We start from the raw sequence: 12,193 nt of genomic DNA on the forward strand, positions 1-12,193 counted from the left end.
CCTACAGTTCGAATAACTCTATTTCTTTTTTTAAATTCCTTTTGCGGAAAAATGTTTTCAACGTTGGGTAAAGTATTCCTACAGAAACCCCTGTACTCAAGCCTGCTAAAAAGCTATTGAGTTCTGCGCTAGCATCTGAAAAAGAAATGACACCATTCATTAGCGCTGCCGCAATATTCAGCCCTAGAATTATCGCATAAATGGAAAAAATCCGATTGGTATAAGCAAGCTTCGACGCCGCATCACTATACAGTTCAATCGCTCCCTTACTTGTATGCTGACGGAAATACGCCCATGAAAAACGTTTTTGCACGACTTCAATGCCCGTACTTTCGATAAATTCTAAATAATCCTTCACACCTTGACCAAAGCCTAGATTTTCAAGCATCTCGGTACGGTACATATATTCCCCAGGCTCGCCTTTTTCAAAAGTGTAAAACGGAAAGCGAAATTTTTGAAAATGCCAGCCCTGACTTGCCATGTCATTGAGCCATTGTTCTTCCTTGACATCATCTAAAATAAGTTTAGATTTACGCATCACATATCCCCCTTCGCATCGATTAATTTTCGTCCGTTGTCGTAAAGCTCTTTCAAACGAGCCACTTCCATTTCGACAGCTTCTTTACCAAGCGGTGTGATGACATACTCCTTTTTACGTCCTTCCCCCGCTAAAGTTTCAATAAATTTCTTATCCTGTAAATTTTTTAATGCACCATAAGTTGTACCTGCGCCCAATTTCACGCGGCCATTGCTCCATTCCTCAACAATCTGCATAATGCCATAGCCATGACGCGGCTCATAAAGCGCCAATAAAATATAATAAACTCCTTCTGTTAAAGGCTGCTGCAAGTCCTTCCCCCCTTCAACTATCGCCCACTGATATATCGGGTGCTGATACAATAATTGTATCGGCTGTCGATATAGTTGTCAATCATTTCCTATGAAGACGGATTTATTTGCGAAATTTTGATTTTATTTGCGATATCACTGGGATATTTGCGACTTTTTCATTTTATTTGCGAAATTTCAGGGATATTTGCGATTTCCTCTATATATTTGCGAACACCTAAAAATCCCCCCTTACAGTAGAACAATTAAAGCATTTCGATAAAAAGGAATTAGTACGTCTCTTTAATTGAAGTTAAAAACGTTGATTTAACAATGTTTCTGGCCTTTTTTGTGTTACCTGAAATTAATTCGGGCATGTTATTGAGTATGGATTCGTATCAAACTGAGGAAACTTATTTACAATTAAAACGTTAGATTGTAAAAATAAGGATTTAGTAGGTGGTAGCAATCGAACTAATAACAGAAAAACTCATAATGATCGCTTTATTTATATTAATCATTCACTCCATTGAAACATTAGCATATGCAGTGCGACTTTCTGGAGCTCGCGTTCGTTTATTAGCGTCAGCATTGTCACTTTTTAATGTCATGGTGATGGTTTCAAGGCTATCGAATATGATGCAGCAGCCATTTACAGGCAGCTTGATCGATAAGGCTCCTTCCGATAATGCTTTACAATTTGTCGAAAATCAATTCCGATTCCTTATAGGCTCGGCTTCACTAGGTACATTGATAGGTATGATATGCTTACCTACTTTTGTAGCGATTTTTTCTAGGGCCATTATTCATTTAGCAGACGAAAGAGGTTCAATTCCGGCTTTATTGAAAAAAGGCTTTACGTTCGAGTATTTGCGTCGTGGATTCAAACATATACGCAAACCGAGCCTTTCCTATTTACGAGGAATAGGTATACGAGATATTCCTCTCAAATTATTTGTTATTAATATCATCATTACAGCTGTTTATACAATTGGCGTTTTGTCCGCTTTATATGCGAGTTTATTAGTTCCAGAATACAAAACAACGGCAATTATGGCATCTGGATTAATCAATGGTATCGCTACAATGCTATTGATTGTATTTATTGATCCCAAAATTTCTATTTTAGCGGATGACGTAATCAATAAGAAAGGGAACTATTGTGAGCTGAAAAGAGCGTCTGTGATGATGGTAAGTTCAAGATTGATTGGTACATTATTTGCCCAAATTCTATTTATTCCGGGAGCACATTATGTTGCTTGGTTTGCCAAATTCATTGCATAGAAATTTTGATATGCGGGGGTGAATTGCCTTCATCAAATTCACGAATCATTTTACTGAAGAATGAGAAAGATAAAACGGTTAATATACGGATGTAACGAAAGGAAGATTGAAGTGGAAAAAGAGAGGATTATTGAAAAATTAAGCGACACTCGATTAGAACTGATGCAAATCGAAAATGAGCTATTTGAAATTTATGGCGTCGATCCAGAAAGTCCAGGAGCGGTGTTATCCGATATTTCTCATAGAGTCGCCAATCTGACCGAATATATAAAGACTAATTATTGAAGATTTTAGGTTCATCATCGAAACAAGGGGTGGATTTTTACAATCGTCTATAGATAGGTGATGGTCTGACTCTTTGTTTGGCGATGTTCGGAATTTTTTTTCGTGCGATTTTTCCGAGTTTACGTGCGGTTTTACGCCAGATACGTGCGATATTTTAATTTTACGTGCGGTTTTCGAGAAATGCGTGCGATTTTAGCCTATTTACGTGCGAATCCCCAAAAATATCCATTATTATTTCAATTTATAATGATTATTTAATGAATCTGCAAATCATCCCCAACTTATGGTGATGAGCCAGATTTAATGAAACATTCCAAATTTTCTTTCGTTATATAAAGAACGACAAACAAGGAGGATTCCTATGCACAAATTCAACGCCACTCTTTTAAGCCTGGCCATTGCTTCTTTAGGCTGTTTTGTACTGTTTTTATGTGTGACGGTGTTGCCAGCAGTTGCGCGTGAAACAGTTACCGCAAACCCTGAAGTTGCCTACTTGCACTACCCGATATTACTCGGTATGTACGCGACAGCTGTGCCTTTTTTCTACGCGCTTGTTGAAACGGTGCTTATGATTCGTGCGGTTGAGCAGCAATCCATTTTTTCAAGTCGAATTCTTCAAGGATTGAACCACATTAAATATTGCGCATTTGTCATTATTACTTTATACATTTGTGGCTTTTTTGTACTGGATTCTGCCAATGCCTTACCGCCAATTATTGCCGTCATGGGTGTGATCATCATTATCGTTACAACACTTGTTGCAGCAGGTGCGTCGTTTATCAAACAGCAGCTACGTATCGCAACGCCATAACACCAAAAAGCCCGCAAAGTAAGCTTTTACACTTACTTTGTGGGCTATTACCTTATGACGCACTTTCAAATTGACTTTTATAGAGATTCACTTGAAATCCACCGCGGCACCCGCTAAATCACCCTCGATTAATCCAGCGTCTTCCCCTCAAGCACAAGCGCCTTCACCCGTTCAAGCTCCTTATCCGATACATGGCGATACGATGCCAGTTTATTAACCATCGCTGATTCTAAGCGCAGCAAATCCCCATTTTCATAAAATGTGTAGGTAATCGCAAAACCCGATTCTTCATTTGAAAAACGAACCTTCAGTGCCTCGTCATCACGTGAAAATTCATCATATATCGGTCCCACTTTCACCATCACATCCATGAGCAGCGCATCGATTTCTTTGATTTCCTGCAAATCTGTAGTCCAATAAGAATTCATGTCAGGATATTGCGTGATCGACATGCGGTTCATATCGTGCATTTGAAGCAATGTCCCATCCTTTAAATCACGCTTGATCGGAAAAGGTGCCATTTTGTTATAAATCAGCACACTTGCTAGTAGTACTGCCAGTGCTATCAATATCTTTTTATCCTTCATAATCTTCCTCGCTAATCAAATGTCTTTCCAGTCAACAGTTCCTCGACTAACGCATTCAACTCGGCTGGATCTGTTTTATAATAAAAACTGGTATAAACGGAAATCCCGTTTTCCGCACGTGATAGATAGCCATCGTCAAATAAATTATATTCTACATAACTTTGCATGCTTTCATTCGTAAATCGTATTCTCATATATTTCCCTATAGCTTTGCCAGGCTTTGCTTCCTGTAGATCCAGCTTCGTTAAAGCCTGATAAGTATTCTGTATCTCGGTATTATCAAACGATAGATAAGATTCTAGTTCCGGGTACATTGTAATGGATAGCTTATCCAAACTATTTGAGGATACTAAATCCATTTCACGAAGTCCATCCATAAACTGCTTCGTATTATATTTATCAATGGCATAATAAACACCAAACACTAGCACAAAAACAAACATAAACTGTAGAACTCTATACATTACAATCCCTCCTCTCCTGTTATACGATTTACGAACAAAAGGGTTTCATTATTTTTCCAAAACAAAGACCGTGTGCAAATGAAAAAACGAGCACCTGCAATCAACATGCAGATGCTCGCTCTATTAATTTCCGTAGTAATCAACAATCCCGTTGTAAATCGACTGTGCAAAAATTTCTACGTATTTATCGTTAATTAGTTTTTCGCGGTCGCTCGGGTTTGAGATGAAGCCAAGCTCTACTAATACTGAAGGAATCATCATATTGCGAATAACATAGAATGGTCCTTCCTTCACGCCGCGGTTTTTCATGTTCGCGTTTGTCACGATTTCGTTGTTAATATAAGTCGCAAGTTTTTTATCTTCTTCGTACTGATCACCCGTAGATACGTTATAGTACGTCTCTGTCCCACTTGCGCTTGTAGAGCTCGCCGAATTGACGTGAACACTTACGTAAATTTCACCGTAATTTTTCTTTGTAAATGCGACACGGTCCTCCAATGTTGGGTACGTATCACCTGTACGCGTCATGTACACTTTCGCACCAGCCTTTTCAAGCTTTTGTTTGACAAGTGTTCCGACTTTTAGCACGATGGCCTTTTCGGAGCTGCCCTCTTTCACCGCACCTGGGTCCTTACCACCATGGCCAGGGTCAAGAATAATGATGCGCCCCTTCACCGAGCTACCCGTAGTATTCATCAGCTTAATGTACGATTTATGAACATAACCTGTGACCCCGTCAGCCGTTACGTTCGCCCAGTAGCCTGAAATCGAATGGACCGAAATCACTTTGCCCTTCGCTAATGTTTTTAACACTTTTGAGTCAGAAGAAGCCGACTCACGCATATTTAAACCGCCAATGGTTACTTTCCCCATTGTATTCGTCGTCACATCACCATTACCTGGATCTGGGTCTGGCTCTGGAGTTGGCTGTTCTGTTTCGATATCTGTTGTACTTGATTTCACAATATAGCCCGGCATGCCATCTACTTTTGTTAAGTAATAGCCACTTACTTCTTTATAAACAGGTAAGCTTGTCCCCTGTGCGATTTGTGTAATTTTTTTGGCCGATGAAGATGGCTTGTAATATAAATTAAGTACTTCATTCGTTGTAACCTTTTTGATAGCCGCGCCTATTGCACTGCCATCATGCGCTAAAAACTTCGCATAAGACTTACTAATGTAGGCGTATTGCCCTTTATACGAAACCTTTAACCAATTGCCCTCTACAGCATAGACAGATAATTTACCACCTGCATCCACCGTTCCTAGCACAAACGAATTTGTATTTGGCGCTGTACGAACATTTAACCCATCCGTTGTTACCGAAATTAAGCCAATTACTTGTGATGTATCAACCTTTTCTGGAACAGACGGTAAAGGTAAGCGGAACTTGTCACTCTTTGCACGAGAGATAAATGAAGCAAATTGCGAGCGTGTTACCGAGCTTTTCGGTAAATACTTGCCGTCACTCCCGTTTGTTATACCGTTATAATAAATAGCCTTAATGTACGAGGCATATGTATGAGATGAACTTACATCTGGAAACACGATTGGAGCATCTTTATACGCACTTGCATCAAGATTAAACGCCTTTGTTAAAACATAACTCATTTCTTCACGAGTAAGTGGTTCATTTGGATAAAACTTACTTGACGTTGTAGAAAATAACCCTAATTCCTTGGCACGCTCTACATAACCAGAAGTTTGTGTACCCACCTTGACATCTGTGTAAGAAGATTTACTTACTTTCAGTGGACCATAACCGGCTGCGATGACTGCCATTTTTGCGGCATGTCCACGAGTCACACTTTGATTTGGCTTATAGTAGTACTTACCATTTTCTAAATAGCCATTAATCACGCCAAGATCGATTAAATACTGGATTTCATCATAAGCGGGATTGGTTGTCGCAACATCTTCAAACACGACTTTTGCAGATGCTGGATTGACAGCTAGTACACATGTGAGGATAACTGCAACAACCAATGTAATCAATTTTTGATTCATTTGTTTTCTAGTTCCTTTCTTTAGCTGTTCGCCTCCTATTGTATAATAACTATACATGCAATTCATAGGGGTAAAACGGGTTTAAACATCAAATTTTTGTTACATATCTATTACAAATAGATTACATGAGACGAAAATGAAGTTTTGTCATTATTTTCATGAGGAAAGTGAATGGTATTTGCATCATGCGATTAGAGTGTTCTGAAATTGGGGTTAAATAAGGAATCGCACTTATTTTTCGAAAACCACCTATAAACATCAAAAAATCGCACGCATTTCAGTCTCCCCCCTCCTAAAAAATCCACTGTTAAAAAAACTAACAGTGGATTTTGACAAACTACATTATTTAGCAAGCTCTAAAGCAAAATCGTATTCAACATACGTTTTATGCTTTTCTAAAAGCGTTGGGGCTACTTTGAATTGACCAATGGCTTTGTTGTGACCGTACGTTTTTTCGTCCAGTGTCACAGTATAAGATAGGGAGTCCTTCGTAATAATAATCCCTGTTTTTGTTGCATGTACTTTATAGCCTAAGCCCTCTGCAACTTTGCGAAGCGGTACCATTTTTTGACCATTGACTACTTTGAAATCCTTGCCGATAAGCGCGTCAATCGCTTGTCCAGCATCTGGCTTTTCTACTTCAGCCGCTGGTTCTTCCTCAACTTCATTATCTAATTTCGGGAATACCACAATTTTTTCTGGTGACGTTTGTGGTGGTAAGCTTCTTGTTGTTGGACCATAAAATACAATCGCGCTATAATCTTCGAGTTCATCCGCAGTAACTTTATTGCCTTTTGTATCTACAATAACGGACTTGTCATTTAAGTTTAACTGTAATTGGCCATCCGCGCTTAAATGATTTTCATCGAACTGATCGACTTTCACAGAGCCCATCGCGTCTGTTTGGACAATCACCACGGATGGTGTATAGCGTGGCGGGTAAATTAAAATCATTGGCTGGTTGGCATACGTGTATTGTGAGATTGTGTCTCCCACTTTTACGTCTACTGCTTTGCCCGTATTATCGTACACAAGTGTTTTGTCGTCTACATAAAAGTGGAAAAGGTTTTCCCCGTCTTCTACATAAAATAATTTGCCCTCGTTAAATTTCTCTACCGATGCCACTTTCCCTGTTTGCTGCACGAATACCGCATTATCCTCTACTTTTTTTACGCTTTCTGTGTTTGTTGGTTCTGATGCTTGAGCGGCTACTACGCCTAATAATAATGCAGAAATTGCTAATGGTGCGATTCTTTTCAATGTCATAAATTTCATTCCTTTCCATCTGTTCATAGCATTAGTCGTACCACAAAATAAAAGGTTACAACTTTTTCAAATTATTTTTGCTTTTTTTGCAATAACTTTCCAATGCCATAAAAATTGCCTCCACAATTTGCGTTTTATTTTTCTCATAAGCTTGTACATCCGTTCTCGAATTGACAAAGCAAATTTCAATGAGGATGGCGGGCTTGACAGTTCCATTTAACCAGGCCAAATTGCTGCGATACTTGGCTCCACGGTCCTTGAAACCACCTGCTTTGGCAATGGCGGCACTCATGGTCGCAGCAAAGCTCTTCAAGTTCGGATTGACATATAAAACCTCCGTGCCAATGCCTACCTCACGTATTCCGCTAACTGCATTAAAATGTATGCTGACATCGAGCACACGCTTCGTTTGGTTATGCGCGGCAATCAAATAGCGTAAATTTTGCGCTTGGTTTTTAGACTGCCGATCGATGATGCACTGTGCGGCGATCTGGCTTTTTTGAAAACGCGCTTGTATGGCCGTGACCACCTCCATCACCTCACTTCCTTCATCGATAAAGCCATTTGCGCCTGTTCCTTTGCCGAAATGCCCTGCACTGATTGTTAACATAAACTTCCCTCCCATACGTTTTACTTACTAAATAGCAAAATTACTCGAAAAAAGGGACGTGGCTTTTCGGTTTCGGATTCGCTACAATGAAGCTACTATAGAAAAATTGAGGGATCATATGAAAAACAAACGAATGATTGGCTTTCTACTCGTTATCTCCGGCTGTTTTTTCTGGGGAATTGGCGGGACCGTTTCACAACAGCTTTTTGCTCAAGGGATCGAGGTCAGCTGGCTCGTATCAACCCGATTACTCATTGCCGGCACGCTCCTATTACTTACACAGGCCATCTTTAAAGACCGAACACAAATTTTAATGATTTGGCGAGAAAAATATAGCGCAACCCGACTGGTAATTTTCGCGCTGGTCGGTATGCTAGCCGTTCAATATACATATATGGCCTCGATTAAAGAAGGCAATGCAGCCGTCGCCACGTTATTGCAATATTTAGCACCCGTGATGATTATTGTCTGGGTTGCGGTGCGTGGTCAGGCAAAGTTTACGAGAAAGGATGCGGTGACGATTTCACTCGCGCTTGGCGGTAGCTTTTTATTATTAACGAATGGATCGATTTCGGCGCTTGCCGTTCCGCTCCCCGCTGTAATTTGGGGACTACTTTCAGGTGCTTCACTCGCTTTTTATACGCTGTACGCCATTCCGCTTTTAAGACGGTTTGATTCATTAGTCGTTGTTGGTTGGGCAATGGTGCTTGCCGGTATTGCGATGAGCTTTGTCCAAGCACCGTGGGAAGTAAATGTTACCGCTTGGACAGCGACGACAATCTTCTATTTAATCATTGTCATTATTTTCGGAACGATGCTGTCATTTTGGTTTTATATCGAAAGCTTACAAACATTATCCGTAAAAGAAACAAGTCTGCTTGGCAATATTGAGCCACTTACCGCCGTGCTGGCAACAGTTTTATGGCTAAAAGAACCATTCGGACCCTTTCAATGGCTCGGCACATCACTTATTTTAGTGATGATGATTTATCTTGCGCTAAAAGGTGAAAAAAAATCAGAGCCCAAACAATCTGAGCTCGTTCATTAATAGCTTTATTATTCAACGCCACAAACATGATTTCGCTTAATTATTTGCGGAATCATGTTTTTTTAATAATTCATCTGCCATTGGGACAAAATCATTTATATGCTATACTTATTAAGATTTTTGGATTCACACCAATATATCATGCTTTAACGCAAATTTTTAACTTTTGCGACTCAACTACTAATTGGAGGAATACTTAATTTTATTATGTTAAAAAAATCTTGGATGATCATGGTGATTCTGACAGTTTCCCTATTATCTTTTAGTCAGCAAACTGTATTGGCAGGTACATCAAGCAGTAAAGGCTTAACGATTGAAAAAAACGTCACAGTCAACGTTAATGGACAAAAAGTAACATTCAAAGACCCGATTTTAAATAAAAATGGGCATTTATTTTTACCAATGCGCAATGTATACGAAATCATCGGCGCAACAGTTCAATGGAATCAAAAAACCAAAACTGCCAGTGCCGTTCGTCATGACAATGAGGTAGCCATCACGGTCAATTCAAAAATAGCGATTGTCAACGGCAAAAAGGTGACGGTGAATGTTCCCCCATTCCTTTATAAGGATAAAACCTATGTGCCGATTCGATTCTTGAGTGAAAATTTAGGCGGTAGCGTGCAATGGAATCAGCAAACGCGCACAGTGGACATTATGTTAAAGGATGAACAAAAACCTGTTGATAAGCCCTATTATTTGCACATTAATAATAAGCGAATTGTCATGAACGACCCAATTATTACAAAGCAAAATCGAACGTATATCCCTGCACACTATTTTTACGAAAACCTAGAAAACGCTACGGGAAAATGGCTGTCTAAAGACCAATTTGAATTGCAATTGTATGGATTAATCTTTGTATTCACAAATGGCAGTAATATTATCCAGATCAATGACGAAATGGTCGTAACCGAAGAACAGCCATTCATTCAATCGGAAAACATGTATGTCCCGGTGAAATTCATCGTCAATACTGTGGGTGAAGGTGGCAACGTACGTTATTTAAGCGATACAAGAGAGCTGTATGTTTACTTATACCAATCGATGTTTACAAGCAAGTTTTTGGAAAAATCATTTGGTGCAACGCCTGTACCGCAAAACATTCCAAATGCTAAGCTAGACGGAGCACGTTCATTGTTAGTGAGTGATAACCCAGAAACCTTAACAACAAGCGATGTCCCCCATTCAACCGCAACACTCGCTGCGCAAAATGTGGTGACAAGCAACGCACTCAATGAGCACCGCATCTTTAGCTGGCATTACAATACACTTGGTCAAGACATTCAGCTGGCGATTACGATAGAAAATAAATCGGCAACGACGGCTTTACAAGTTGTCAATTCAAAAGGGACGTACAAAAAAAGTAGCCATAGCTGGATTAACTATGATATTGGCTTACCAATTGCGGACCAAGCGCTGAACAATAAATTACAGCGTACTGAAACGGACGGCATGACCATTGCCCCTGGCGAAACGAAAATCATTCAATCCTATGACTTGCTGAATTCGTATATTATCGGCTTTATGCATGATTTCGATATTCAGTCTGTAGGCGAAGGTGAGCAAAACTATACGATTCGTACAGTCCTCGCCAAAAATAACGAAGACGTCACAACGATTCACTCGGACCCTGTTGCCATTAATGCATATGCAGCTCATCCGCGCGGGGTATGGCCAAGCTCAGCCATTATCGGGGAATTCCCGACGTATCAGGTAGATAGTAAGGAAGTCGGCTATAGTATTTCAAACAGCAAAACCGACCACTTATTAACGAAGGAAAACTCACTCGCACAGGTAAATGGCAGTGTCGGCAATTCCGGTCATTTCGGCATAAATTACATGGTCAATATTCCTGTAGCCAACCCAACAGGCCAAGCAAAAACGTTCAAAATCAAGCTTTCTGGCCGAGGCGGTTTATACAGTGGGGCGATTAAATTTAACGGGCAAGTGCATTTGATCCCTACCCTAAAACCAGGCAAGGAATACATCGAACTGCCCGGATACACTGTTGATGGTGCAAATGAAGTCATCACTTTAGAATTCATGCACTCTGGCGGCAGTAATTTACCGTTAGCCATTTATATTGGGACAGAGTAATATGACAAAAGGTACGTTCCGGATTGGGAGCGTACCTTTTTATTGTGGTGATCTATGTAGCGGCACTTCAGTTCACGATTCTAACGCATAACTCATCACAATCAACTCGCCCATCCTACCCTCTCGACGTTCCCCGTAATCAATAAAGCCACATTTTTTATACAGCCCCTGCGCTACAACATTTTCCGGATTCACGGCAAGGACAATTTCATTAATCGTAGGAAAATGCTTTTTCACAAATCCAGGCAATTGCTGAAGTGCTTGTTTCGCATAGCCCTTCCCTTGCTCCTGCACATCCGTAGAAAACGCGCGTAATAAAATGGCATGCGGATTATCCGAATAAGGCGCAACCCCTTCTTCTATGTGCAAATCAAAATAGGTAACCAGCTTGCCCTCAACAAGCACCAGTATCGGCGTTCGAATCGCGCTCGCCAACTTTACCGCTGCTTGTGGATGATTTGTAAACCGCAGCTGACTTTCAACTAATTGATAGCGATCAATGAATGGTTGATAGGTTTCATTGAAAAATAAGAATTGCATAGGAGCCCCCTTAACGTTTTGTATGTTTCCTAATTTTACCGTTAAATGGGACTCCTGTGTAGCTAAATGATAGTTTCCTCACCGAAACAAAGAGATGATTTTCCTAATTGGATCTTAGATTGACTTGATGAGTAAGGATTTTACTGCTTCGTGCAGGGGATATTTGCGACTTTTAGATTTTATTTGCGAAATTTCAGGGATATTTGTGAAATTATGAAGATATTTGTGATTTTAAACATATATTTGCGACTATCGATTATCTCCTAAATTTTAATTCACTTTTATATGAAACCGCATTTCATCTCGGACTTATAAAATTGCGCCTTATTCTGCTAAGGCGCATTTTAGTCTAAATCACCATAG

Annotated in this window: 13 protein-coding genes; 5 read left to right on the forward strand and 8 right to left on the reverse strand. The window is 40.0% G+C overall.

The features are described from left to right. Position 1: 1 nt before the first annotated feature. Together MKX47_RS11510 and MKX47_RS11515 are read right to left on the reverse strand one after the other, a co-directional pair. On the reverse strand, positions 2-538 hold the full coding sequence (locus tag MKX47_RS11510) for a DUF2812 domain-containing protein (protein ID WP_340774210.1): 537 nt from the start codon (positions 536-538) through the stop codon (positions 2-4). After that, positions 538-849: a PadR family transcriptional regulator gene (locus MKX47_RS11515; RefSeq protein WP_340774213.1), complete on the reverse strand. Its 312-nt coding sequence runs from the start codon at positions 847-849 to the stop codon at positions 538-540. Before MKX47_RS11515 ends, MKX47_RS11510 begins: the two co-directional genes overlap by 1 nt. A 474-nt stretch (positions 850-1,323) precedes the next feature. On the opposite strand from MKX47_RS11515, the gene MKX47_RS11520 reads away from it, so the two are divergent. From MKX47_RS11520 to MKX47_RS11530, 3 genes are all read left to right on the forward strand, one after another. Continuing rightward, positions 1,324-2,112: a lipid II flippase Amj family protein gene (locus tag MKX47_RS11520; protein ID WP_340777796.1), complete on the forward strand. Its 789-nt coding sequence runs from the start codon at positions 1,324-1,326 to the stop codon at positions 2,110-2,112. A 111-nt stretch (positions 2,113-2,223) separates the two neighbouring features. Beyond that, a complete protein-coding gene (locus MKX47_RS11525; RefSeq protein ID WP_340774215.1) occupies positions 2,224-2,397 on the forward strand; it encodes a hypothetical protein in 174 nt (57 codons plus the stop codon). A 361-nt stretch (positions 2,398-2,758) separates the two neighbouring features. Beyond that, complete coding sequence (locus MKX47_RS11530; protein ID WP_340774217.1) at positions 2,759-3,208, forward strand: DUF2975 domain-containing protein; 450 nt, start codon at positions 2,759-2,761, stop codon at positions 3,206-3,208. A gap of 128 nt (positions 3,209-3,336) precedes the next feature. On the opposite strand, the gene MKX47_RS11535 is transcribed toward MKX47_RS11530, so the two are convergent. The 5 genes from MKX47_RS11535 to MKX47_RS11555 all read right to left on the reverse strand — a co-directional run bounded on the left by MKX47_RS11535 (position 3,337) and on the right by MKX47_RS11555 (position 8,142). Further along, positions 3,337-3,795 (reverse strand): hypothetical protein, encoded by a 459-nt coding sequence (locus MKX47_RS11535; RefSeq protein WP_340774219.1) that lies wholly within the window; start codon positions 3,793-3,795, stop codon positions 3,337-3,339. Between the two features lie 11 nt (positions 3,796-3,806). Beyond that, on the reverse strand, positions 3,807-4,259 hold the full coding sequence (locus MKX47_RS11540; RefSeq protein ID WP_340774221.1) for a hypothetical protein: 453 nt from the start codon (positions 4,257-4,259) through the stop codon (positions 3,807-3,809). Positions 4,260-4,382: 123 nt separating this feature from the next. Beyond that, complete coding sequence (locus MKX47_RS11545) at positions 4,383-6,266, reverse strand: N-acetylmuramoyl-L-alanine amidase (RefSeq protein ID WP_340774223.1); 1,884 nt, start codon at positions 6,264-6,266, stop codon at positions 4,383-4,385. A 342-nt stretch (positions 6,267-6,608) separates the two neighbouring features. Then, complete coding sequence (locus MKX47_RS11550) at positions 6,609-7,532, reverse strand: stalk domain-containing protein (RefSeq protein ID WP_340774226.1); 924 nt, start codon at positions 7,530-7,532, stop codon at positions 6,609-6,611. A 55-nt stretch (positions 7,533-7,587) separates the two neighbouring features. Then, a complete protein-coding gene (locus MKX47_RS11555; RefSeq protein WP_340774228.1) occupies positions 7,588-8,142 on the reverse strand; it encodes an N-acetylmuramoyl-L-alanine amidase in 555 nt (184 codons plus the stop codon). Positions 8,143-8,260: 118 nt separating this feature from the next. Here MKX47_RS11555 and MKX47_RS11560 point away from each other — a divergent pair, with 118 nt between their 5' ends. Both MKX47_RS11560 and MKX47_RS11565 read left to right on the forward strand, forming a co-directional pair. Beyond that, positions 8,261-9,190 carry an EamA family transporter gene (locus tag MKX47_RS11560; protein WP_340774230.1) on the forward strand — a complete coding sequence of 310 codons (930 nt, stop codon included), beginning with the start codon at positions 8,261-8,263 and terminating at the stop codon, positions 9,188-9,190. A gap of 231 nt (positions 9,191-9,421) precedes the next feature. Continuing rightward, the gene (locus MKX47_RS11565; RefSeq protein WP_445683611.1) at positions 9,422-11,290 is read left to right on the forward strand and encodes a copper amine oxidase N-terminal domain-containing protein; all 1,869 of its coding nucleotides are present in this window, start codon (positions 9,422-9,424) and stop codon (positions 11,288-11,290) included. A gap of 72 nt (positions 11,291-11,362) precedes the next feature. Here the strand turns inward: MKX47_RS11565 and MKX47_RS11570 are convergent, their stop codons facing one another. Then, positions 11,363-11,830 (reverse strand): GNAT family N-acetyltransferase, encoded by a 468-nt coding sequence (locus MKX47_RS11570; protein ID WP_340774235.1) that lies wholly within the window; start codon positions 11,828-11,830, stop codon positions 11,363-11,365. Positions 11,831-12,193: the final 363 nt, after the last annotated feature.

It is taken from the genome of Solibacillus sp. FSL R7-0668 (genome assembly GCF_038006205.1).
Taxonomy (GTDB): domain Bacteria; phylum Bacillota; class Bacilli; order Bacillales_A; family Planococcaceae; genus Solibacillus.

Coding starts and splice junctions, on each gene's coding strand:
- MKX47_RS11510 (WP_340774210.1), bottom strand. CDS start 538: ATGCGTAAATCTAAACTTATTTTAGATGATGTCAAGGAAGAACAATGG.
- MKX47_RS11520 (WP_340777796.1), top strand. CDS start 1,324: ATGATCGCTTTATTTATATTAATCATTCACTCCATTGAAACATTAGCA.
- MKX47_RS11530 (WP_340774217.1), top strand. CDS start 2,759: ATGCACAAATTCAACGCCACTCTTTTAAGCCTGGCCATTGCTTCTTTA.
- MKX47_RS11535 (WP_340774219.1), bottom strand. CDS start 3,795: ATGAAGGATAAAAAGATATTGATAGCACTGGCAGTACTACTAGCAAGT.
- MKX47_RS11540 (WP_340774221.1), bottom strand. CDS start 4,259: ATGTATAGAGTTCTACAGTTTATGTTTGTTTTTGTGCTAGTGTTTGGT.
- MKX47_RS11545 (WP_340774223.1), bottom strand. CDS start 6,266: ATGAATCAAAAATTGATTACATTGGTTGTTGCAGTTATCCTCACATGT.
- MKX47_RS11550 (WP_340774226.1), bottom strand. CDS start 7,532: ATGACATTGAAAAGAATCGCACCATTAGCAATTTCTGCATTATTATTA.
- MKX47_RS11555 (WP_340774228.1), bottom strand. CDS start 8,142: ATGTTAACAATCAGTGCAGGGCATTTCGGCAAAGGAACAGGCGCAAAT.
- MKX47_RS11560 (WP_340774230.1), top strand. CDS start 8,261: ATGAAAAACAAACGAATGATTGGCTTTCTACTCGTTATCTCCGGCTGT.
- MKX47_RS11565 (WP_445683611.1), top strand. CDS start 9,422: ATGGTGATTCTGACAGTTTCCCTATTATCTTTTAGTCAGCAAACTGTA.
- MKX47_RS11570 (WP_340774235.1), bottom strand. CDS start 11,830: ATGCAATTCTTATTTTTCAATGAAACCTATCAACCATTCATTGATCGC.